Annotated in this window: 17 protein-coding genes, 1 pseudogene, 1 riboswitch and 1 other annotated feature; of the genes and pseudogenes, 13 read left to right on the forward strand and 5 right to left on the reverse strand. The window is 59.9% G+C overall.

From position 1 onward, the window contains the following. The first annotated feature begins 97 nt into the window (after nucleotides 1–97). The 4 genes from H4Q31_RS19430 to H4Q31_RS19445 all read left to right on the forward strand — a co-directional run bounded on the left by H4Q31_RS19430 (nucleotide 98) and on the right by H4Q31_RS19445 (nucleotide 4470). Nucleotides 98–937, forward strand: coding sequence for an ABC transporter ATP-binding protein (locus tag H4Q31_RS19430; RefSeq protein WP_185180722.1), 840 nt, complete (start codon nucleotides 98–100; stop codon nucleotides 935–937). Nucleotides 938–1075: 138 nt separating this feature from the next. Then, on the forward strand, nucleotides 1076–2041 hold the full coding sequence (locus tag H4Q31_RS19435; RefSeq protein WP_185180723.1) for an AAA family ATPase: 966 nt from the start codon (nucleotides 1076–1078) through the stop codon (nucleotides 2039–2041). Nucleotides 2042–2047: 6 nt separating this feature from the next. Then, nucleotides 2048–3142, forward strand: a complete 1095-nt coding sequence (locus H4Q31_RS19440; protein ID WP_185180724.1) for a DUF58 domain-containing protein — start codon at nucleotides 2048–2050, stop codon at nucleotides 3140–3142. Continuing rightward, a complete protein-coding gene (locus H4Q31_RS19445; protein ID WP_185180725.1) occupies nucleotides 3139–4470 on the forward strand; it encodes a DUF4129 domain-containing protein in 1332 nt (443 codons plus the stop codon). Before H4Q31_RS19440 ends, H4Q31_RS19445 begins: the two co-directional genes overlap by 4 nt. A gap of 120 nt (nucleotides 4471–4590) precedes the next feature. Here H4Q31_RS19445 and H4Q31_RS19450 read toward each other — a convergent pair whose 3' ends face one another. The 3 genes from H4Q31_RS19450 to H4Q31_RS19460 all read right to left on the reverse strand — a co-directional run bounded on the left by H4Q31_RS19450 (nucleotide 4591) and on the right by H4Q31_RS19460 (nucleotide 8143). Continuing rightward, nucleotides 4591–5061, reverse strand: coding sequence for a C40 family peptidase (locus H4Q31_RS19450; protein ID WP_185180726.1), 471 nt, complete (start codon nucleotides 5059–5061; stop codon nucleotides 4591–4593). A 4-nt stretch (nucleotides 5062–5065) separates the two neighbouring features. Then, nucleotides 5066–5210, reverse strand: a riboswitch (cyclic di-AMP (ydaO/yuaA leader). Between the two features lie 109 nt (nucleotides 5211–5319). Further along, nucleotides 5320–6138, reverse strand: a complete 819-nt coding sequence (locus H4Q31_RS19455; protein ID WP_185180727.1) for a hypothetical protein — start codon at nucleotides 6136–6138, stop codon at nucleotides 5320–5322. Nucleotides 6139–6148: 10 nt separating this feature from the next. Next, on the reverse strand, nucleotides 6149–8143 hold the full coding sequence (locus H4Q31_RS19460; protein ID WP_185180728.1) for a M1 family metallopeptidase: 1995 nt from the start codon (nucleotides 8141–8143) through the stop codon (nucleotides 6149–6151). Between the two features lie 338 nt (nucleotides 8144–8481). On the opposite strand from H4Q31_RS19460, the gene H4Q31_RS19465 reads away from it, so the two are divergent. Beyond that, nucleotides 8482–8988, forward strand: a complete 507-nt coding sequence (locus H4Q31_RS19465) for a YwhD family protein (RefSeq protein ID WP_185180729.1) — start codon at nucleotides 8482–8484, stop codon at nucleotides 8986–8988. A 128-nt stretch (nucleotides 8989–9116) separates the two neighbouring features. On the opposite strand, the gene H4Q31_RS19470 is transcribed toward H4Q31_RS19465, so the two are convergent. Then, the gene (locus H4Q31_RS19470) at nucleotides 9117–11231 is read right to left on the reverse strand and encodes a transglycosylase domain-containing protein (RefSeq protein WP_245347297.1); all 2115 of its coding nucleotides are present in this window, start codon (nucleotides 11229–11231) and stop codon (nucleotides 9117–9119) included. A gap of 224 nt (nucleotides 11232–11455) precedes the next feature. Here H4Q31_RS19470 and speE point away from each other — a divergent pair, with 224 nt between their 5' ends. The 3 genes from speE to argS all read left to right on the forward strand — a co-directional run bounded on the left by speE (nucleotide 11456) and on the right by argS (nucleotide 14821). After that, nucleotides 11456–12283, forward strand: a complete 828-nt coding sequence (speE, locus tag H4Q31_RS19475; RefSeq protein WP_185180739.1) for a polyamine aminopropyltransferase — start codon at nucleotides 11456–11458, stop codon at nucleotides 12281–12283. A gap of 98 nt (nucleotides 12284–12381) precedes the next feature. Beyond that, nucleotides 12382–12628: a binding site (T-box leader), on the forward strand. 82 nt (nucleotides 12629–12710) lie between these two features. Next, nucleotides 12711–13145 carry a YwiB family protein gene (locus H4Q31_RS19480; RefSeq protein ID WP_185180730.1) on the forward strand — a complete coding sequence of 145 codons (435 nt, stop codon included), beginning with the start codon at nucleotides 12711–12713 and terminating at the stop codon, nucleotides 13143–13145. Next, complete coding sequence (gene argS / locus H4Q31_RS19485) at nucleotides 13142–14821, forward strand: arginine--tRNA ligase (RefSeq protein WP_185180731.1); 1680 nt, start codon at nucleotides 13142–13144, stop codon at nucleotides 14819–14821. Before H4Q31_RS19480 ends, argS begins: the two co-directional genes overlap by 4 nt. A gap of 56 nt (nucleotides 14822–14877) precedes the next feature. Here the strand turns inward: argS and H4Q31_RS19490 are convergent, their stop codons facing one another. Continuing rightward, the gene (locus H4Q31_RS19490; protein ID WP_185180732.1) at nucleotides 14878–16092 is read right to left on the reverse strand and encodes a S8 family peptidase; all 1215 of its coding nucleotides are present in this window, start codon (nucleotides 16090–16092) and stop codon (nucleotides 14878–14880) included. 228 nt (nucleotides 16093–16320) lie between these two features. Between H4Q31_RS19490 and rpoE the strand changes: the two genes are divergently transcribed. The 5 genes and pseudogenes from rpoE to rho all read left to right on the forward strand — a co-directional run. Further along, the gene (gene rpoE / locus H4Q31_RS19495) at nucleotides 16321–16896 is read left to right on the forward strand and encodes a DNA-directed RNA polymerase subunit delta (protein ID WP_185180733.1); all 576 of its coding nucleotides are present in this window, start codon (nucleotides 16321–16323) and stop codon (nucleotides 16894–16896) included. Nucleotides 16897–17172: 276 nt separating this feature from the next. After that, nucleotides 17173–18783, forward strand: coding sequence for a CTP synthase (gene pyrG / locus H4Q31_RS19500; protein WP_185180734.1), 1611 nt, complete (start codon nucleotides 17173–17175; stop codon nucleotides 18781–18783). A 132-nt stretch (nucleotides 18784–18915) separates the two neighbouring features. Further along, nucleotides 18916–19305, forward strand: coding sequence for a response regulator (locus H4Q31_RS19505; protein WP_185180735.1), 390 nt, complete (start codon nucleotides 18916–18918; stop codon nucleotides 19303–19305). 328 nt (nucleotides 19306–19633) lie between these two features. Beyond that, nucleotides 19634–20884, forward strand: a complete 1251-nt coding sequence (murA, locus tag H4Q31_RS19510; RefSeq protein WP_185180736.1) for a UDP-N-acetylglucosamine 1-carboxyvinyltransferase — start codon at nucleotides 19634–19636, stop codon at nucleotides 20882–20884. Between the two features lie 66 nt (nucleotides 20885–20950). Beyond that, nucleotides 20951–22267: pseudogene (gene rho, locus H4Q31_RS19515) on the forward strand (transcription termination factor Rho); the annotation flags it as partial. Nucleotides 22268–22593 lie beyond the last annotated feature (326 nt).

The raw sequence follows: 22593 nt of genomic DNA on the forward strand, positions 1-22593 counted from the left end.
AGACAGCATTTTCAATTGACAATAGAAGTGAGAACGATTATCATTTACACTATATTAAATGAGAATCGTAATCACGAAGCAGCGAAGGAGTGATTCCATGTCACGGTTAAGCACGAACCGATTGTCTCTGGCATACGGCAATCGCCGAATCGTTGAGGAGCTGAATATAGCGGTGCCGGACGGCAAGATTACGGCGCTTGTCGGATCCAATGGATCGGGCAAATCGACGATTCTGAAGGCGATGGCGCGCATTCTGGCGCCGGCTGGCGGCTGCGTCCATCTGGACGGCAAGGAGATTCACCGCCAATCGACGAAGGAAGTGGCGAAGCAGCTGGCCATTCTGCCGCAGAATCCATCGTCGCCGGAAGGCTTAACCGTACGGGAATTGGTCTCCTTCGGACGTTATCCGCACCAGCGCGGCTTCGGCAGCTTGAATGCCGAGGATCGCCGGATGATCGATTGGGCGCTCCAAGCGACCGGCATGCAGGGCTTCAGCGACCGCTCCGTCGACCAGCTCTCCGGCGGCCAGCGCCAGCGGGCGTGGATCGCGATGGCACTGGCGCAGGGCACGGAGCTGCTGCTGCTTGACGAGCCGACGACTTACCTGGACATGGCGCATCAGATTGAAGTCATGATGCTGCTGGAGCAGTTGAACCGCAGCCAGAAGACGACGATTGTCATGGTCGTTCATGACCTGAATCATGCGGCGCGCTATGCGCAGCATCTTGTCGCCCTGAAGCAAGGAACGGTGCTGTATGAAGGCGAACCGACCGAAGTCATGACTTCGGAGATGCTGCGGGACGTATTCGGCATCGACGCGGACGTTATTCCGGATCCTCGAACGGGAACACCGATGTGCCTGCCGTACGGGCTGTCGGATTCGGCTCCAGGCCATACGGATGCGATTGAGGCGGAACCCGTATTCGCTGCCGTATGAAGCTGCTGATTGTTAATCCATATATGGCTAATGAACGCTCCTATCCCCGCTTGCTGCGGGGAGGAGCGTTTTTTTTGGTTTGCCGCCTCGCCCCCATACCTGTAAAATGAAGGTATCTTAGCGCGGGAGGATGTCCTTATGAACTCGTCATCTGATATTCGAGAACAAGTCGACGCCATTACCGGCCAGATCGCGGCAGCGGTTGTCGGCAAGACGGAGGTCGTCGAACAGCTTCTGATCGCGCTGCTGGCCTCCGGGCATATCATTCTGGAGGACGTGCCGGGCACCGGCAAGACGCTGCTGGCCAAGTCGCTGTCGAAGACGCTGCGCTGCAGCTTCAAGCGTGTCCAATTCACCGCCGATCTGCTCCCCTCCGATATAACCGGCATTCACTTCTTCAATCAACAGGAAGGCCGCTTCGAACTGCGGCAAGGCCCCGTCTTCACGAACATTCTGCTCGCGGACGAATTGAACCGAGCGACGCCGCGCACCCAATCGAGCTTGCTGGAGTGCATGGAGGAGCGGCAAGTGACGATTGACGGCGACACGTATAAGCTGGAGTCGCCGTTCCTGGTCATCGCCACCCAGAACCCGATCGAGAACCATGGCACGTTCCCGCTGCCGGAAGCGCAGCTCGATCGCTTCATGATGCGCGTCTCGATGGGGTATCCGACATTGGAGGAAGAGACCGAGATTCTGAGGCGCTTCTCCGTTCGCGATCCGCTTCCGACGCTGCAGCCGGTGCTCGACAGGGAACAGCTCGCGCACCTGCGAAGCCTCGTGCCGCAAGTGACGATCGAGGAGGACCTGCTGCGCTATCTGCTGTCTATCGTGGCGGCGACCCGCACGCACCCCGAGATTGGAAGCGGTGTCAGTCCGCGCGGCAGTCTGCAGCTCGTGAAGGCTGCGCAAGCGAGAGCGCTTCTGCGCGGCAGGGACTTCATTCTGCCGGACGACATCAAGGCGCTTGCCGTTCCCGTGCTCGCCCATCGCATTCAGCTCAAGGACATGTTCGCCGCCGAACGCGGACGCTCGGAACGACTCATCGAGAGCATCGTTCGCGAGACCCCGGTGCCGACCGAGCCGGCTCTGGAACGGAGATAAGGCGAGATGGCCGTCGTATGGCTGTTGACGGTGTTCGCTGCGATTTATATGGCGCAGCGATGGCTATTTCGAATGTGGGGGCGGCGGGGCATCCGCTATGAGCGGTTCTTCAGCGAGCCTTACGTCTTCGCCGGCCAGCGCGTCGTTCTGGGCGAGCGGCTCGTGAACAACAAGCTGCTCCCGATGCCGTGGTTCCGGGTCGAGACGATCATGCCGGCCATGCTGCGATTCGACAATCAGAGCGCGGAGATGGCGGTCAGCTCCGGACAGCTTCTGCAGAATCACGCGAGTCTATTCAGCTTGTCTCCCTATACGAAAGTGCTGCGGAAGCACGAAGTCACCTGCGCGCGGCGCGGGGTCTATCGGCTGTCCAGTCTGACTTGTACGTACGGCGACATGCTGGGGACGACGTCCGGCACGCTCAGCTTCACGGCCGACTGCGAGATCACCGTTCTGCCGCGGCTGAAGGAACCGGGCGATCTCCCGGTATCCGCCCGCCGGTTCGTGCAGAGCGTGATAAGCACCTATGATGCCTTCTTCGAGAACCACGAGCATGTGGCAGGCGTCCGCGACTATCGGAGCGGCGATTCGCTGAAGCAGGTGAATTGGAGCGCGACGGCGAAGACGGGGCGGCTGCTCGTGAACAAGCGGGAGACGATGACCGACAACGATCTGATCGTCGTGCTGAACGCCGAGCTGCTTGACGGCGCGGAGAATCGGCGCGTCTCGCCGGAAGACTTCGAGGAAGCGGTCAGCTACGCAGCCTCTATCATCTATTCGCTCATCAACAGCGGCGGCAAAGCCGGGCTTATCTTCAACGGCAGTGTGGCCGGCCATGAGGAGGTTCCGCTGCGGATCGAGCCAAGGGCAGGGCGGGAGCATCTGTTCAAGCTGCTGCATCTGATGGCGGTATTCGAAGCGGAGGTTCGCCGCGAGCTCTCCTATGTGCTGGAAGAGATGGCCGCATCCGGGCTTCGGGACGCGAATCTGCTGCTCGTGTCGGCGTTCCTGACGCCGAAGCAGCAGCAGCTTGTCGAGCGTCTTCGGCAAGCGGGCAATCGCGTCGAGACGCTGCTGCTGTATCGGGAGGCGATCGCATGAAGAGGAAGGGAAGGAAGCTGAATGTAGGGACGGCGTTCCTTCGCGCGATCGTCCAGTCGCTCGCTTGGCTGCCGATCACGCTGTGGCTGGCGCCGGCGGCGCCGGCTGCCTCGTTAGGGCAATGGCTGGCACTGGCGGCAGCGGCTTCGCTATTCGGAGCGGCGCTGACCATCGGCAGCTATCTCTGGCCGTGGGCCGTCTATGCGGCGTTGATCGCCGCAGTTGCCGGATCAGTCGCGCGGCTGGGCATAGACTGGCTGCTGCCGATGCTCTATGCCGGCGTCGCCGCTTGGCTGGCAGGCCGAAGCCTGCCGCGGGAAGCCGTCTGCATGGCAGGCGTCGGGACCAACGGCCTTGCGCTGATCGCCGCGGTATGGGTGTCCGAGCTGGCCGCCTATAGGCCGCTCTTCATCGTATCAGGCCTTATCTGGTTCACGCTATCGGCTTACGCCATCCACGCGAAGCTGCTGAACTCCGCAGGACTTCACGATGGCATCGTCACGCGCCTCGTCTCCCGGTCGAGCCGCCGCTGCCTGATGCTGCTGCTCGCGGTCGTCATCATCGCATACCTGGCGACGAGCGACTTCCATCTGTGGCGGGCGATCGTCGAATTCATCAACGCTCATACGCCGAGGCCGAGCCCGCCGGAGTCCGAGCCGATGCAGCAAGCGCCTTCCGGCGGCTTGCCGGAAGGGCTGCTCGGGGAGCAATCGGAGAGCAGGTGGCCGAGATGGACGGATTACCTCTTCTATGGAATCGCGGGAGCGATCGGCGCTGCGGTGCTGATTCTGCTGGTCAAGCGATATGTGCTTAACCTATCGTGGTTCCGCGCACTGGTCTCATGGGTTCGAGCGTTGCTGCCTCGTCTCTTCGAGAGGAAGCCGCCGCCTGTTCAGGCTCCATACACCGAAGAGAAGGAGAGCTTGCTCGACATCGGCAGGGCGCTGCGCGAAGCGCGCAGCAGATGGCTCCATCGCGCTTCGCGCAAGCCGCTCGGCCGCCGGGAGTGGGAGCAGCTCGCCGCTCGCGAGAAGGTGCGGCGTCTCTATCAAGAATCGCTGCTCACGGCCGCCGAGGCCGGCTTCAGCCGCCGCTCGTCGGATACGCCGAGCGAAGCGCTGGACGCCGCCGCACGTTGGTACGAAGGCCATGAGGAGGAAGGAGCGGCCGCGCGCAAGTCAGCTGTCTCTCCCCGCAGCGGCTGGCTGCGGCAGAAGCGCGCGCTGCTGGCCGACTTGTACGGCCGCGCCAGATATGGCTCGCGGGAGGCGACTCCCGCGGAGCTGGAGAAGCTTGCCGGCGAATATCCATGGGATTCGCGCAAGTAACAGGGGGCGGCAGTCCCTGCGGCACAACACCTTGTCCACCCCATCGCCCCATGACACAACAAAGAAGCCGTCGTCCGGATGCTCCGGGCAACGGCTTCTTTGCCGAATGAGGCCGAGAGATTACTTCGCCTCTTCAACAGCTACTTCTTTGTAAGTATCGGAATCCAGAATCCGACGCGCGCCAACGTAACGCTTCGCGTAGTACGTCTCATCGAGGTCCGAGATTCGAACCCCTTTGGAAGCCGCATGCGCGAATTTGTTGTCGCCGACATAAATTCCGACATGGGAGACGCCGCTGCCGCTTGTGTTGAAGAACACAAGGTCGCCGGCTCTCAGATTGTCCTTCGCTACTTTGGTACCGAGGCCGTACTGGGATTTCGACGAATGGGGCAGCGTGACGCCGAGCTTCTTGAATACATAGGCTGTGAAGCCTGAGCAATCGAAGCCGTCTGTCGTTGTGCCGCCGTAATCATAATCGATTCCGATCAGTGGCTCTACGGTCGTATCCAGTTTGGAATCGGCGAATGCACTGCCAACCTGGAACACCAACAATAACGCGAAGGCAAACAAGACTGCAGACAACTTACGCAAAGCTGGTGACTCCTTCCAAAGCCTGCGAGGTTAGCTGAAGGGTTCGGTTGAAGGTTCCCTATGACCCCTGCCGCTAGGCGAGATCAATTCACCCGGTGAAAAATGGTTCCCCCGCTTCCCAGTGCCCGGGAATTCGGCAATTTTTGCACTTCGCTTTACGTATTCGGTTTTTTGGTGCGTTTTTCCTCCCATGTTAAGATTAGAATTCCTTAATGTTCCGTTAAACCGACAGAATTCATGGCGACGATAAGTCTTAAATTACGCCGCCTGTTCCGGTCTCCAAAGCTCAAATTGCGAGGCCGCGGTCCATAACGTAAATAGCGAACGAACCAGCTGATACGCCTGCTGCAGCGCGATTGCGGCGAATCCGGTCCACAGCATGGAGGCTGTCGCCTGCGCAAGCGACGCTCCGATTCCGATGCCAGCAATCGACAAGGTGACGGCGATGAGCGGAAGCGCCCGACGGCAAGCGCGTCCGAGCCCGCTCAGGATGCTGTCTCCGGCTGCCGCGCTGAACTGCATGAACTGGAAGGCCAGATGCACGGCGAAGCTCCAAACGATCCAGGCCAGAATGAGCGGGAGCAGGCTGTGTGCCCATTCTTGAAGCGATGGGACGGAGAAGAGCTGGGACTTCGCGTGCGGCACCAGCCACACAAGGGGCAGCAGGACCAAACCATTCTCGAACCAATACAGAGCCGCCACGGGCTTCCACGCCTTGCGAATGCCGGCAATCACGCGGGTGCCGTCGGCCTCTGCCGAATGACTGAAGGAGTAGAAGAGTCCGGCGTTCAGAAGGGGCGTGAGCACCATTCGAAGCAAGAACATGCCGGCCAGCATCCACAGAATGTCATCCAGAATATCCGTCTTCATCAGGCGGAATTGCGCTTCGATCCAGAACAGCCCCGCGGCGCTGGAGTTCGGATGACCGTCGGGATAACGGGCCAGTACCGGCGTCACGACGTGATCGACGAACCGGTACAGGAAGAATCCCCACAGCAGCCGGTAGAGGAAAAGCACGACCAACACATACTTATGTCGCCTGGTCATGTCCCATCCCTTGCCTAAGAGTTTTCTCATAATTGCCACCTCACCATGCCAAAGTGCCGAGCAGCCCGTCGATCAGCTTCGAGAGGCCGATATTGAAGCGGGTACGCGTCTTCTCCTGAACCTCCGTCTTGAGGTAATTGTTGTAGCGCAGATTGTCCAGTACCACCGAATTGGACGGGTCGATGGCTGCGAACAGAAGCGGCTGGGCGTGGGTCAGCTTCATCTGCACTTGACTCTGCTGCCCGTTCCAGGTCTTGCGAACGGCCGAACCATCGGCGAACTGGAAGAGCACGGTGACGGGCTGCGGGCTGCCGCCGTTGCGGCGAAGCACGACCATCGACTCATAGCCGCCTCCCGGGGCGGGCGACGATTGGATCGATTGGACCGCGAAGTCGGCCATCTGGCCATTGTAGACATAGGCTTGGAAGAAGTCGCTCCACTTGCCCTTCGTGACGGCTTCGACCGCCTTCTGGAAGTCCGTGGAGGAAGGGTGCTTGAACCGGTATCGTTGAAAATAGTAGCGCATGATCTTGCTCATCGTCTTCTCGCCGACCTGCTTCTCGATCGCTTGGAGCACAAGCTTGCCCCGCAGGTAGACGTTCTCAGCATAGCTGTCCGAGCTGTCATAGCCCCAGGAATCGAGCTTTAGCGGCTGCGGGTTGGTCATGTAGCTCGCTTCGATTGTCGAATTGGAGCCGATGCCATAGATAGCCGACATCAGCTTATCTTCGGTGTACGAGGTGAAGCCTTCGTCCAGCCACGCCTCTTCGAATTCGTTCGAGGCGACGATGCCGTACCAGTACTGGTGGGCGATCTCGTGCACGAGCGTGCGCTCCAGCTCGTAGCCGGGAGAGTCGTTCTTCGCGGCTGCCGCCGTGACGAGCGTCGGGTATTCCATGCCGCCTGCGCCGTTCGCGTCTGCCGGCGGAACGACGATGGACAGCGTGGAATAGGGATAGTCTCCGTACCACTGGCCCAGCTTGGCCAGCGCGGACTTGGCGGCGTGCATGTACCGGTCCGCGAGATCCTTGTGCAGCGGGTCCAGGTATAGCTTAATGCGAAGCCCCGGCACGCCGGCGGAGGAGAAGGAGTTCTCCACATAGGTGTAGGAGGGGGAGGTTGACCATCCGAAGTCGTGCACGTCGTCCGCATAGAATTGGTAGATCTTGCGGCCGTCCTTGTTGACGACCTGCTGGGTCATGGCGCCGGTTGCCGCCACGATGTTCTGCTCCGGCACGTTGATCTTGACGCTATAGATGCCGAAGTCCGAGTAGAATTCCGAATTGCCGTGGTACTGGTGCGTGTCCCATCCTTCGGCATCGCGTCCGCGAGTGCCGGCTGTCTCGTAAGCCGCGATCTTCGGGAACCATTGGCCCGCCATGACGAAGTCGCCGGCCTGACCCATGCGGGCGAACACTTGCGGCAGCTGGACGGTGAACTTCATGCGCAGCGTCGTCTCGCCGCCGGGCTTCACCGCCTCCGGCAGGCGGAACGTCGCCAGCGTCTTGTCGGAGGCGTTGCCGTCGTCCGGCTGGACATAGCGGAAGCGGGGCAGCAGCGTCTCGCCTTCCTCCGTCGTCAGCGAAGTCAGCGTCATCGAGCCGTAGCCGCCGGGCTTCATCTTGTCCTCGCGGAGCTGGCCGCCAGATTCCTTGAGGAAGGTGCTGCCCGGCGAGAAGGCGTTGGGGTACAGGTGCAGGTAAATGTCGGACACCGGCTTGCGGCCGGGGTTCTTCCAGGTCACAGTCTGCTCGCCGGTCAAGGTGCCGTCGTCTTCAAGCTTGACCGAGATATGGTACTCCGTCACCCGGTTGCTCAGCACGACCGGCTTGGGCGCGATCGGAATATCGGCCCCGGATTCGGAGGACTGCATGGCCGCGGCATCTTCCGCAGCGGGTTGTTCCTCTAGCTGAGCATTGGCAGGAATGGCATACTGGTCGAGCCAAGCGTCGGCGAATCCGAACCGGACGGAGACGACGAGCACCGCGGCGGAGACCGCCAGGACGAGTATGCGGAACAAGCGGCGATGGGGCATACGGTTAACCCTCCCGTTGACAAGCTTCTAGGGCATGTATATGTTGCATGTCCCGGGATTATATCTGCGGCTTGGCCGCTTCAACGCTTGTTGCTGCCGTTGTATATGGGGCATGGGAGGATGCGGTCTAATCCGCCGCATGCCGGCGCAACCAGATGCCTTGCTGGCTGCGCAAAGGTTTAAAGGGGGCGAATTCTCCTCCGTCTCTGGCTGCCTTTGGCTGCGAATTCGGACGGCTGCGCTGGAGGGGGCGTGTCCGTATTTTTGGCGGCGGGCATCGCTTTTCCGAGGGAATTTCGCTAAGATAGGGGGTAAGTACGGATGGAGGGTGAACGACGATGAGCAACGAGCAACAGCCCGCGCCGGAGAAGAAGAAGCTGGCGCTTAATGTAGTAAGCAATAAGCAGCATAAAGGGTTCGGGGCGGGAAGCATCGACCTGAGCCAAGTCGCCTGCGTCGTCATCGATCAAGGAGAGGCCTATATCGACGTCGGAGCGATGCACGCGAAGAGCAAGATCGAGCGCGGTATCAAGTTCTCTCCTAACAAAGAGGACGTGCCGAACGGCCGCCCGGCTTGGATCGTCTGGGTTGCCGTCGACCGCAACGATACCGGCAGCTACTACGCTGGAGCGACCTCCTGCGAGATGCTGATCGATACGGAAGCGCGCAGAGGGTGGAAGATTCTCGCCGACCACGTCAACCGGCTGGACGCCTCGCTCAAGCGGCGCTATATGCTCGACAACCTCGGGCCAGAGGAGAAGGCGGCCTTGCGCAAGCTGCTGCAGGAGCACAACCTCGAGTGGTGGGACAACTCGCCGGAGCAGCTGAAGGAGCTGCTGGCGTAAAGCCAAGGCGTGCGCGTGCAGCGAGAAGCTCGAGCAAATCGAATTTCTCCTGCGGGCACAGCCCCTCGCGCGGCGCAAACCTAAACAAAGCTCTCCTGCCCCCAAGGGGGCGGAGAGCTTTGTTTAGGTTACAGCTTCCACCAGCGGCGCACCCTGTGCCACAACGATCCGCCGCGGCCCGGCTCTTCCGCAGGCTCGCGCGCGCCGCCGTGGAGCACGCACGCCTCCGTCGGCTCGGTGCCGGCGAGGAACGTCTCCCGCACCTTCTCGGGGCAGCCGTCTGCGGCGAGCTGCCCTGTGGCCGGGTCGATGTACACCGTGACGACGCCTTCCGGCACTGGGAACTCGTGCGGCGCGACCGAAGCGAGCGCCTTCTCCGTGAATGCCGCGAAGATAGGCGCCGCGCGGTGAGCCTCCGATGAAGAGATGGCGCGCCCCCGGTCGTGGCCGACCCAGACGGACGCGACCAGATCCGGCGTATAGCCGACGAACCAGGCGTCCGATTGGGTCGTGCCGCTCTTGCCGGCGACGGGGCGCGTCAGCATCCGAGATACCCGATGCGCCGTGCCGCCGGAGTCGAAGACGCTGCGCATCAAGTCGCTTAGCACATACGCGAGCGCCGGCGAGATGACAGCTTCCCGGCGGGGGTTCGCCTCGTACAGCACGCTTCCGTCGCGGTCCTCGATGCGCTGAATGGCCACCGGCTCCGGCCGATAGCCGCCGCCCGCGAAGGCGGTGAACGCCGATGCCATCTCGAACGGGCTGACCGGGAAAGTGCCGAGCGCGAGCGACGGCACGGCGTTCAGCTTCGAGGTGATGCCCAGCTTGCGGGCCATGGCGATCACTTCCTCGGGACCGACTTGCATAATCGTGTTCACCGCATAAATATTGTCCGAAGACTTGATCGCCTGGCGCAATCCGATCTCGCCGTTAAAGTAACGATCGTTGAAGTTGCTGGGCCGGTAAATTTTCCGATAATCGTCGTAGTAGAACACCGTCGGCGCGCTATTGAACCGCGTAGTCGGCGTTAACGTCCGTGCGTTCAGCGCCGTCGCGTACAGGATCGGCTTGAACGAAGAGCCCGGTTGGCGCGTCGTCGCGAACACTCGGTTGAACTGGTTGCGCTCGTAATCGCGCCCGCCGACCATCGCTTTAATGTGGCCTGTCGAAGGATCGATCGCCACGAGCGCAGCCTGCAGCTCGCTGTTCTTAGGCATCTGCCCGGCGACGGCTTCTTCCGCCGCCTTCTGCATGCGGCTGTCCAGCGTCGTCACGATCCGCAGTCCGCCTTCGTTCAAGAGACGCTCGTCCAGCGGGACGAGCTGGGCGGCCAGCTTGCGGACATAGTCCACGAAGTATGGCGCGATCTTGCCTTTATCCTTGGGCAGCGGGACCAACCGCAATGGCTCTCGCGCCGCCGTCTCAGCCTGCAGCTTCGTAATATAGCCAGTGGCGGCCATCCCTTGCAGCACGGTTCGCTGCCGAGCCTTCGCTTGATCATAATGCAGGTGCGGGGAATAGTAGCGCGGGCCCTTCGGAATGCCGGCGAGCATGGCGCTTTCGGCCAGCGTCAGCTTCTTGGCAGGCTTGCCGAAGTACAAGCGCGCCGCCGCTTCAGCGCCATATGCCCCATGTCCGTAGTAGATCTGGTTCAGATACATCTCTAGAATCTGATCTTTGGAATAGATCTGCTCCAGCTTAGCCGCGTACCAAGCTTCCTTCGCTTTGCGTTTCCAGGTCCGCTCATGCGACAGATACAAATTGCGGGCGAGCTGCTGGGTCAGCGTGCTGGCTCCCTGTTCCTTCGACATATGCCGCAAGTCGACCCACACCGCGCGCGCCATGCCGCGAATATCGACGCCCGAGTGCTCGTAGAAGCGGCGATCCTCTGTCGCGAGCGTCGCGCGCACCAGCCATGGCGAGATTTGCGGCAGCGCGACGGTCTGCCGGTTGACGCCGCCCTGCATCGAGGCGAGCACATTGCCGTCCGCGTCCAGGATTTGCGTCGATTGGGGGAACGAAGCGGAGGGCAGCGGAGCGTAACGGATCAACGCCGCCACCGTTCCCAGCATCAGAATAATCGCAGCCGCAGCGATAAATCCGATCATGCGCCATGATAACCGCTTTCGGCGCCTGCGCTCTTGGGGAGGCGCGTCGGAAGCTGTCATTTCCCGGGACATGATGCCGCTTCCGAGAGCCGGCTGCTCCTGCGTCGGCCATTGGTTGTCGAATTCTCCGTTCATCTGCCGCCTCCTTTCGCTGCGTTAGGCGTTCGCCTCCCCTTATTATGGAAAAGCCGTTCCCCGCTTATTCCCATCCGCGAACTTGCAAGCCGACAAACGCAAGCCGGGGCATGCGCCGCATGCAAGGGAATGTTGCTTTTTGCGCACGATATCCTATAATACAATTTGTTTGGTTAGCGGATTGAATCTATTACTGGGAAAGAAGGGTTTGGCGCATGTCTTCGATGGAATTATGGTATACCGAGAAGCAGACCGAGAACTTCGGCATCACGGCCAAGATTAAGCAAACTTATGTTCACGAGCAGACCGATTTCCAAGAGCTCGCGATGATCGAGACGGAAGAATGGGGCAACATGCTCGTGCTGGACGGCATGGTTATGACGACGGTTCGCGACGAGTTCGTCTATCACGAGATGGTGACGCACCCGGCGCTGTTCACGCATCCGAATCCGGAGAACGTGCTCGTGGTCGGCGGCGGCGACGGCGGCGTCATCCGCGAAGTGCTGAAGCATCCGAAGGTCAAGAAGGCGGTTCTCGTCGACATCGACGGCAAGGTCATCGAATATTCGAAGCAATATCTGCCGTCCATTGCCGGCAAGCTGGACGACGCGCGCGTCTCCGTGCAAGTCGACGACGGCTTCAAGCATATCCATGACCACAAGAACACCTACGACGTCATTCTGGCGGATACGACCGAGCCGGTCGGCCCGGCGGTTCAGCTGTTCACGCGCGGCTTCTATCAGGGGATCTACGAGTCGCTCAAGGATGACGGCTTGTTCGTCGCCCAGACGGACAACCCGTGGTTCAAGGCCGACCTAATCCGTACCGTCAACCGCGACGTGAAGGAAGTGTTCCCGATCGTGCGCGTCTTCACGGCGAACATCCCGACCTATCCGAGCGGCCTGTGGACGTTCACGATGGGCAGCAAGAAGCACGACCCGCTGAACGTGAAGAAGGAAGATATCGCTGAGCTCGACACCAAGTACTACACGCCGAGCATCCACTTCGCAGCCTTCGCGCTTCCGAAGTTCGTGGAAGATTTGACGAAGTAAGCAGCTGCAGCATCCGCGGCGCATCAGCCGTGCGCCCGATTTCGGGCGTGCGGCTTTTCTTTTTGCGGCGCGTACCCTATAATGGTGGATAATTAAATCCAACAACGTGGAACGGGAGAGTACCTTGCCGCAGGACCTGCAGCAGCGAGCCGGGATGGTGAGAGCCGGCGCGGCGGCGCGAGGGAAACGCACCCGGGAGTTGGTTCCCTGAACAATGCGCGAGCCGCAGTAGGGGGACCCGGCATCTGCCGTTATCCGATCGAGAGAATGCCGCGAAGGCCTGCACAATCGGGCGATGCGCCGGCATTACGAAGAGTGGCACCGCGGACACGATCCGTCTCTTTCGAGAGACGGATCTTTTTTGTTGTCCGGCGGGCGCGTTGGAGCTGCGATTTGAATAGGGTCCAGAACAGGAGGGATTGCGGCGGTGAACGAATCGGAACCGAGGCGGGTCAAGATCGAGCTGCTTAGCGGCCCTGAAGGCGAGGCCGGCGCGATCTCGTACAGCGGCATGCTGTATCCGAAGGCTGGCGCTTTCTACATTAAATATGAGGAAGCGGACGAAGAACGAGGGCGATGCCGGATCACCTTCAAGTGGGATACGCAAGGGATGACGATATTGCGTTACGGCGAGGTGCAGGGGGAGCAGAGCTTCCGGCTGGGCCTGCGCACGGCGGGGTGGCATGAGACGCCTGCCGGGCGGTTCCGCTTGGAGATGGAGACGCACAAGCTGCGGCTGCATGCCAAAGAAGCTGGAAGCCTGCCGTTTGAGATCGAGTGGCAATACCAATTATGGGTTAATGAGATGAGCGCAGACCGCTTTGACTTGCGGCTGCGCGTATGGGAGGAACACGACGAATGAGCAAGTACGCATTGGAACGTCTGTATGGACAGGTGAAGGGAGCCATCGGGGACGCGGTAGTGGCCGCGGGCTTGGTGGAGCGGGACGCGCTGCCGGACTTCGTGCTGGAAGTGCCGAAGGATAAGGCACACGGGGATCTCGCGACGAATGCAGCGATGCAGCTGACGAAGATTGCCCGCCGCAATCCGCGACAGATCGCTGAGGCAATCATTGAGCACCTCGACAAAGGGGGCGCCCAGATCCTATCCGCTGAGATTGCGGGGCCGGGCTTTATCAACTTCCGTCTGGACAAGAGCTATCTGCATGGCATCATCGGCGAAGTACGCTCGATGGATGCGGACTACGGCCGCGTCGAAGCGGGTCCGAACAACAAAGTGCAGGTCGAGTTCGTCAGCGCCAACCCGACGGGCAGCCTTCACCTCGGCCACGCGAGAGGAGCCGCGGTCGGCGACGCGCTGTGCAATCTGCTGGACTTCGCGGGCTATGAAGTGACGCGCGAATATTACATTAACGATGCAGGCAAGCAAGTCGCTAATCTAGCCGCCTCGATTGAAGCCCGTTACCGCCAGGCGCTCGGGCAGGAAGCCGAGATGCCGGAAGACGGCTATTATGGCGAGGACATCATCGGCTTCGCCAAGGAATTGGCGGAGCAGGAAGGCGACCGCCTGCTGTCGCTGTCCGATGAAGAGAGATTCCAATTCTTCCGCAGCTACGGGCTGGAGAAGGAACTGGCTAAGATCAAGCGCGACCTCGGCCGCTTCAATGTTCATTTCGACGAATGGTTCAGCGAGACGTCGTTGTATGAGAACAACCGCGTTGTCGCAGCTCTCGACGCGCTGCGCGCGCAGGGCCATGTCTACGAAGAGGAAGGCGCTGTCTGGCTGAACACGACCGAATTCGGAGACGACAAGAACCGCGTTCTCGTCAAGAACGACGGCAGCTATACCTATCTCACGCCGGACATCGCCTATCATATGGATAAGTACGGCCGCGGCTTCGACCGGATGATCAACATCTGGGGAGCGGACCATCACGGCTATATTCCGCGCATGAAGGCGGCCATGGCTGCGCTCGGCAACGATCCGGAGAAGCTGACCGTTCTGATCGCGCAGATGGTCAGCCTGTTCCAGAACGGCGAGAAGGTCAAGATGTCGAAGCGGACGGGCAAAGCGATCACGATGGAGGATCTGATGGACGAAGTCGGCGTCGACGCGATCCGCTACTTCTTCACGATGCGCAGCATGGATTCCCATCTAGACTTCGACATGGACCTCGCGGTCTCGACTTCGAACGAGAATCCGGTGTATTACGTGCAGTACGCTTACGCGCGGATATGCAGCATCTTCCGCCAAGCCGAAGAGCAGGGCATCGCACTCCTGCCGATCGAGCAGGCGCCGCTTGGCAAGCTCGTGAGCGAGCATGAGCTCGAGCTGCTGCGCAAGATGGGCGAGCTGCCGGAGACCATCGCCTCCGCAGCCGCTGCATACGCACCGCATCAGATGATTCGCTACGTCTACGAGACGGCCGCGCTGTTCCACAGCTACTACCGCGCGGAGCGCGTCATCACCGACGACGCGGAGCAGAGCCAGGCGCGCCTGCAGCTGCTCGCAGCGCTGCGGGTCGTCCTTGGCACCTGCCTGCGAATCGTCGGCGTCTCGGCTCCCGAGAAGATGTAAGGCTTAGACTGCCCGAAGGATTGCATCGCCGGACGGCTGGAACCGCAAGACGCAGCTCATGGCATTTGTTTGGCGGCTAACAGCATGCGTGTCACGTCAAGCTCGCCGGCCCCGCGCGACTTCCCGCTGCGCAGCGGCCGGGTGGATCGCTTGAGAATCGCCTTGATCTGTTCGGGCGTCAACTCCGGCTTCAGCCCGAGCAGCAGGGCGACCGCGCCCGTGACGTGCGAGGTGGCCATCGATGTGCCGCTCATGAACTTGCGGCCGCCTCTTGGCCAGCTAGAGAGGATCTTCTCTCCGGGCGCGTAGATATCAACGGCGTCGCATCGGTTCGAGAAGGAAGCGACTTTGCCTAGGCGGTTAATGGCCCCGACGGCGACGGTCTGCCGGTAGCGCGCCGGATAATCGATCTGGCCGCGCTTGCCGTCGTTCCCGGACGAGGCGACGATCAACACGCCGGAGCGGTAGGCATTGCTCACGGCGGCGAGAAGCGACTTGCTGCGGTTCTCCATGCCGAAGCTCATGTTGACGACATCCATCCGGTTGCGGACGCACCAGTCGATGCCGAGAATAATGTCGGATACGAAGGCGGTACCGTTATAATCGAATGCCTTGATCGGGTAGATCGAAGCGCGCGGGGCGACGCCGATCATCCCCTGCAATCGGTTCGCTGCCGCGATCGTGCCGGCGATATGGGTGCCGTGCCCGTTGTCGTCGTGCGGCGGCATCGTGCGCTGGATCAGGTTGATGCCTCGCTCCAGCGAATGGCTCAGATCGGGATGGCTGAAGTCGACGCCGGTATCGATGACGCCGACTTTGACCCGGTGGCCGGTCGTCCGGCTCCAAGCTTCCGGAGCGCGAATGCGCCGGACTCCCCACGGTATGCCTTGGTCCGTTATCGATCGGACGCGTGTAGGCTTGGACGAACGCCGGGGGCTTCGAGGGGCCGAGTCGGCCGTTCGCTTGAATGCGGATCCAGATGGACGCAACGGTGCGGCATGCATGCTGATGAGAGGGTCTTCCTCCCAGACGAGGCCGGCTCCGAACGGAAGCGGCATTCCTTGCGGCGGCAGCGGGCAGGAATAAGCACGGATAATGCCAAGGCGTTTAACCTCTCGGAGCGGCCGGTGACGAGGCCGTTCGGCTTGCAGCGCCTTCAGGAATATCTTGTCGTCTTCGGGGCGCAGGAAGCGGAGAATTCTTCTGCTCGCCCTCTTCTCCGAGGAGGACAGGGAGCTCTTGAGCCATTCCAGGATACTGTTCGTGTCCAATGGCGGATCCCTCCCGGCGGATGTGCTTCCCTATTGTATGAGAGAGCTCTTCCGAGAGCATGGGTAAGGAGCCTGTTTGCCGCCAAATAGGCGAAGCGCCAAGTCGGACATACAGGCCCGGGACAGGGCCGCATTCACTTGCATTTTCACAGAAAATAAGGTTAACTAGTGGTTGACACAGAAGCGAATAGTTGAAATGTTTAACATAAAGAGAGGATGAGCAGTAGCGTGAGCGCGGAATACGTCCTGAAATTCGATGCCGAGAAAATTCGGGAAATGCCTATGGTAGACCTCGCCTTCCAGGTGCTGAAGGCGGCCAACACCCCATTTTATTATCGCGATCTGATGATGGAGATCGCCAAGATCAGAGGCTTGTCCGAAGATCAAATTAATGATGTGATCGCCCAACTGTACACCGAGATCAATATCGACGGCCGCTTCGCCTGCGTCGGCGGCAACGTATGGGGCCTGAAGCGCTGGTACCCGGTTGAGAAGTCGGAGGATGCGGTTGCCGGCGGAGCGAAGCGTCCGCGGATCATCAACGACGATGACGATCTGGACGACGAGGATCTGTACGGCGAGGACGAGGAAGAGACCTTCACGCCGGACGAAGAAGGCTTCGAGCTGTTCGACGAAGAGCGTGAAGAGCTGTTCGACGAAGGAGAAGAAGCCGCCGAAGTGGACGAGGAAGTCATCGACGAAGAAGAAGACGCAGAGATCGATGAAGAGCTCGCAGAGGAAGAAGAAGAGGAGTCCGAGGACGAGGAAGACGACTTCGAGGACGCCGACGAAGACGAGAAATAATACCGGTTCGGCGGGCTTGACACCTTACCGGCAAGACGTTAAACTTATGCTTGGGCTTTAGAAGCAGTGTGCTTTTCCATAGGTGAATTTATTAAAAAGTGCCCCCATTTATTGGGTGACACTTTTTTGTTTTGTCATGGTTTAAAGATCCCGTCCGATCTCGATTGGAAGATTTCGCCTTCGGCGCCGAAGGTACAATCCGTTCTGCTTGATTGAAGCGAATGCGGGGTACGATAAAGATAATGCCGCAGGCATGGGGTGGGAGGTTCGTACAGAGTGACTAAATATATTTTCGTAACGGGCGGCGTAGTCTCGTCGCTGGGCAAAGGAATCACCGCCGCTTCTCTCGGCCGCCTGCTGAAGAACCGCGGGCTGAAGGTAACGATTCAGAAGTTCGATCCTTATATCAACGTCGACCCGGGCACGATGAGCCCTTACCAGCACGGGGAAGTGTTCGTCACGGACGACGGCGCGGAGACGGATTTGGACTTGGGGCATTACGAGCGGTTCATCGATATTAACCTGTCCAAGAACAGCAACGTAACGACCGGCAAGATCTACTCCACCGTCATCAGCAAGGAACGCCGCGGCGAGTATTTGGGCGGCACAGTGCAAGTCATCCCGCATATTACGAACGAGATCAAGGACCGCGTGTTCCGCGCGGGCCGCGAGACCGGTTCAGACGTCGTCATCACGGAGATCGGCGGCACGGTCGGCGATATCGAGAGCTTGCCGTTCCTCGAGGCGATCCGTCAGATCAAGAGCGATATCGGCCGGGAAAATGTGATGTATGTACACGTCACGCTTATTCCGTTCATTAAGGCAGCTGGCGAAGTGAAGACGAAGCCGACTCAGCATAGCGTGAAGGAGCTTCGCAGCATCGGCATCCAGCCGAACGTTATCGTCTGCCGTACGGAGTATGAGCTGTCCGAGGACTTGAAGCGCAAGATTGCGCTGTTCTGCGATATCGACGCGAATGCGGTCGTGGAATGCCGCGACGCCTCCACGCTGTATGAGGTTCCGCTCATGCTGCGCGAGCAGGGTCTTGATGACTACGTCGTGAAGCATCTCGGCCTCCAGCATGCGGCTCCCCAGCCGGATATGGCGGAATGGGAAGCGCTCGTGGGCCGCGTTAAGTCGCTGAAGAAGACGACGGAGATCGCGATCGTGGGCAAGTACGTCGCCTTGCACGACGCTTACCTCAGTATCGTCGAATCGCTCGGCCATGCCGGCATCGACTCTGACTCGGAAGTGAACATCCGCTGGGTGAACGCGGAGGAAGTGACGCCGGCTAACGTGGACGAGCTGCTTGGCGGCGTGAACGGCATCCTCGTGCCGGGCGGCTTCGGCGACCGCGGCATCGAGGGCAAGATTACGGCGATCCGCTACGCCCGAGAGCAGCGGATTCCGTTCTTCGGGATCTGCCTCGGCATGCAGGTGGCGGTCATCGAGTTCGCGCGCAACAAGGCCGGGCTGGACGGCGCCAACAGCTCCGAGATTCATCCGGCTACGCCGTATGCGGTCATCGACCTGCTGCCGGAGCAGAAGGATATCGAGGATCTGGGCGGCACGATGCGTCTGGGCCTGTATCCTTGCAAGCTGGTGCCGGGCAGTCTCGCAGCCCAGTGCTACGACGACGAGCTCGTGTACGAACGCCATCGCCATCGGTACGAGTTCAACAACGAATACCGCGAGCGGATTGAATCGGCGGGGCTCAAGATTTCGGGCACCTCGCCGGACGGCCGTCTGGTCGAGATGATCGAGATTCCGGATCATCCGTGGTTCCTGGCCGTACAGTTCCATCCGGAATTCACGTCGCGGCCGAACCGTCCGCAGCCGCTGTTCCGCGAATTCGTGCGGGCGTCGCTGGCGAACGCGAATGCTTAATCGTTTCATTTTCTGAGCGCTCTGGCGAATGCCGGGGCGTTTTTCACCTTTTTTCCATGGCAAATGAAGGATTTCTCCCGCTTGACCGCGAATATCGGTTAGATATGGTTTACAGAAACGGAGGATTTGGCGATGGGGAAAAAGAAGCTGCTAATCGTAGATGACCAGATCGGCATTCGAATTCTGCTGCTCGAAGTATTCGCGACCGAAGGCTATGAGACGTTTCAAGCGGCCAACGGCCGCGCCGCGCTTGAGATCGTCCGTAACCACGCGCCGGACTTGGTGCTGCTCGATATGAAGATCCCGGGAATGGACGGGCTCGAGATATTGAAGAAGATTAAGGAAATGAACCGCGAGATCAAGGTCATCATGATGACGGCTTACGGGGAGCTCGACATGATCAAGGAGGCGACGGATCTGGGCGCCCTTACTCACTTCACGAAGCCGTTCGACATCGACGAGATGAGAGTCGCTGTCAATCTGCAGCTTAGCGATGACGGACCGTCTTCGAAGTTCGCTTAGGCTTCTAATGAGAATCGGGAGGCGCTCGAGGGACGCATGAGTAAAGCTTAATTTACTATGCTAAAGGGATTTGTGTTATAATGGGGCGGTGCGCGTCACTTGCCCGGAAGGTGCTGAATCGCACCGCGGGAGCGACCATATGGGAAAACGTCTATACGGCGTTTTCCCATTCCTGCAATCATACCGAATTTACCATTATAGTTTAAGGATTTCTGTTGGGTAAGCGCAGAGCATCCCCGCCGCATCGGCGATGGCGCTTTGCTAGTTTGTATCGGCTGACCTCCGTCTTCCGGTGCACGAGCAGCAGATTAGGAGGAACCATACATTCATGGAGAAATTGATGATACGCGGCGGCCGTCCGTTGCGGGGCACGGTCGCGATCAGCGGCGCGAAGAACAGTGCGATCGCGCTCCTTCCTGCGGCCATTCTCGCCGAATCGGAAGTGCGTTTGGATAATTTGCCTCACCTTAGCGATGTAGCGATCTACACGGAATTGCTAGAAGAACTTGGGGGCAAAGTAACCTGGAATTCGGATACGATGACGATCGATCCGTCGAACATGGTGTCCAAGCCGATGCCTAACGGCCGCGTGAAGCTGCTTCGAGCTTCCTATTACTTAATGGGCGCGCTGCTGGGGCGCTTCGGTGAAGCGATCATCGGCCTGCCGGGAGGATGCAACTTCGAGCCTCGTCCCATCGATCAGCATATCAAAGGCTTTGAAGCGCTAGGCGCTGTCGTTACGAACGAATACGGCGCCATTCGAATTAAAGCGAAGGAATTGCGCGGAGCGAAGATCTATCTGGATGTCGTTAGCGTAGGCGCCACGATTAATATTATGCTCGCTGCCGCTAGAGCCAAAGGCTCGACGATTATCGAGAACGCCGCCAAAGAACCAGAGATCATCGACGTGGCGACGCTTCTGAACGCCATGGGCGCCAAGATCAAGGGAGCCGGCACGGAGACGATCCGCATCGAGGGTGTCAGCAGTATGCACGGCTGCCGCCATTCCATTATTCCGGACCGGATTCAGGCAGGAACGTATATGATAGCGGCTGCGGCTACCCGCGGGGACGTTCTGATCGATAATATCATTCCGAAGCATCTGGAAGCTTTGACCGCCAAATTGCAAGAGATGGGGGTTCATGTTTACGAGATGGATGAAGCGATCCGCGTCGTCGGCCAGCCAGCCTACGAAGCGGTAGACGTCAAGGCGCTCGTGTATCCGGGCTTCGCTACGGATTTGCAGTCGCCGATGACCAGTTTGCTTACGCAGGCGCAGGGTGTCAGCATCCTGTCGGACTTCGTGTACAGCAATCGGTTTAAGCATGTGCCGGAGCTGATGCGAATGGGCGCGCAGATCCGGGTGGAAGGACGCTCCGCCATTATCGAAGGCGGCAAGCTTAACGCAGCCAAAGTGCGCGCTGCCGACCTTCGGGCCGGCGCGGCGCTGGCCGTGGCGGCGCTGACAGTTGAAGACGGCGTCACAGAGATTACCGGCGTGGAATACATCGATCGCGGCTACGAGCGATTGGTCGAGCATTTAAGCAATTTAGGCGCCGAGGTATGGCGCGTAGGGTAATCCGTCAATAATCAGACGGATTGCTTCATTCGGATATAAAAAGTGGGGATTCTATTGCCAGATCTTATGATGGCGGATTTGGAAGGCTTGACGCTAAGCGAACTGACAAAGCTGGCCAAGAGCCACCAGGTTGCCGATTATAGTCAAATGAGGAAGAAGGAGCTCATCGTTGCGATTCTGCGAGCGCAGGCGGAACGAAGCGGGCTCATGTACATGGAAGGGGTACTGGAGGTCCTGCCCGAAGGGTACGGCTTCCTCCGCCCGACTGGTTACTTGTCAAGCAAGGATGATATCTATATCTCGGCATCGCAGATTCGCAAATTCGATCTTAGAAGCGGCGACGTCGTATCCGGCAGATGCCGGGCGCCGAAGGAAAGCGAACGATATTTCGGGCTGCTGCAAGTGAACGCCGTTAATGGAGAATCTCCGGAGACCGCAGCCGAGCGCCTCCACTTTCCCGCACTTACCCCTCTCTTTCCGCAAGAGAAACTTGTTCTTGAGACGACTCCCACCCGATTATCGACCCGTATCATGGACTTGCTGTCGCCTGTCGGCCTTGGACAGCGCGGTCTGATTGTCGCGCCGCCGAAGGCGGGCAAGACGCTGCTGCTTAAGGAGATCGCGAACAGCATCTCGGCGAACCGTCCCGATATCGACTTATTCGTGCTGCTCATCGACGAGCGTCCGGAGGAAGTGACGGACATGCAGCGTTCGGTCAAAGGGGAAGTCGTCGCTTCGACGTTCGATGAGGTGCCGGAGCACCATATCAAAGTGGCCGAGCTCGTGCTGGAGCGCGCGCGCCGATTGGTCGAGCACAAGCGCGATGTCGTCATTCTGCTGGACAGCATCACTCGTCTCGCCCGCGCCTACAATCTGGTCATTCCGCCTTCCGGCCGTACGCTGTCCGGCGGTATCGATCCGGCGGCGTTCCATCGGCCGAAGAGGTTCTTCGGCGCAGCGCGGAACGTGGAGGAAGGCGGCAGTCTGACGATTCTGGCGACCGCGCTGATCGAGACGGGCTCTCGGATGGACGATGTCATCTACGAGGAATTCAAGGGAACGGGCAATATGGAGCTGCATCTGGACCGCAAGCTTGCGGAACGGCGCATCTTCCCTGCGATCGACATTCGCCGTTCCGGAACGCGCCGCGAAGAGATGCTGCTATCCAAGGAAGAGCTGGACAAAGTATGGGCGATTCGCAAGGGCATGAACGATTCGATTGAGTTCGTGGATCAATTCCTGCGCAAGCTAGGGAATACGAAGACGAACATCGAATTCCTCGAATCGATCGGGGGCTCGAGCAATTCGGGCGGTTCGAATGCTTCCTCCGGAACGAATGCGGCATCCGGCTCGAACGCTTCCGCGGGATCGAACGCAGCTGCTTCGAATGGCGTAGGTTCACCCGTTAATCGCACAAGACCTTCGTATTCGGGATCGTCCGGTTCGGCCAACGGGACGATGACCGGTTCGGCTTCTCGCCCTGCCGGCTATGGCGCGTCTTCGCGCCCGAGCGGCAACGGCGCGCGATTCGCTGCTGGCACCGGCGGTTATTCGTCGTCTGCGCCATCGCGGACATACGGCTCCGGCGAGGGCCTGCAGCGCCAGGCAACGCCGGCGCCAAGCGCGCCGAAGCCGAGCGCAGCGACGCCAGCGCCCGGCGCGGCGGGCGCTGAGGCTCGCGTGCCGACCGAGCCTGCGAAGGCCGAGCC

The sequence above is a fragment of the Cohnella lubricantis genome, from assembly GCF_014212015.1.
GTDB classification, from domain to species: Bacteria; Bacillota; Bacilli; order Paenibacillales; family Paenibacillaceae; genus Cohnella; species Cohnella lubricantis.

Coding starts and splice junctions, on each gene's coding strand:
- H4Q31_RS19430 (WP_185180722.1), top strand. CDS start 98: ATGTCACGGTTAAGCACGAACCGATTGTCTCTGGCATACGGCAATCGC.
- H4Q31_RS19435 (WP_185180723.1), top strand. CDS start 1,076: ATGAACTCGTCATCTGATATTCGAGAACAAGTCGACGCCATTACCGGC.
- H4Q31_RS19440 (WP_185180724.1), top strand. CDS start 2,048: ATGGCCGTCGTATGGCTGTTGACGGTGTTCGCTGCGATTTATATGGCG.
- H4Q31_RS19445 (WP_185180725.1), top strand. CDS start 3,139: ATGAAGAGGAAGGGAAGGAAGCTGAATGTAGGGACGGCGTTCCTTCGC.
- H4Q31_RS19455 (WP_185180727.1), bottom strand. CDS start 6,138: ATGAGAAAACTCTTAGGCAAGGGATGGGACATGACCAGGCGACATAAG.
- H4Q31_RS19460 (WP_185180728.1), bottom strand. CDS start 8,143: ATGCCCCATCGCCGCTTGTTCCGCATACTCGTCCTGGCGGTCTCCGCC.
- H4Q31_RS19465 (WP_185180729.1), top strand. CDS start 8,482: ATGAGCAACGAGCAACAGCCCGCGCCGGAGAAGAAGAAGCTGGCGCTT.
- H4Q31_RS19470 (WP_245347297.1), bottom strand. CDS start 11,231: ATGAACGGAGAATTCGACAACCAATGGCCGACGCAGGAGCAGCCGGCT.
- speE (WP_185180739.1), top strand. CDS start 11,456: ATGGAATTATGGTATACCGAGAAGCAGACCGAGAACTTCGGCATCACG.
- argS (WP_185180731.1), top strand. CDS start 13,142: ATGAGCAAGTACGCATTGGAACGTCTGTATGGACAGGTGAAGGGAGCC.
- H4Q31_RS19505 (WP_185180735.1), top strand. CDS start 18,916: ATGGGGAAAAAGAAGCTGCTAATCGTAGATGACCAGATCGGCATTCGA.
- murA (WP_185180736.1), top strand. CDS start 19,634: ATGGAGAAATTGATGATACGCGGCGGCCGTCCGTTGCGGGGCACGGTC.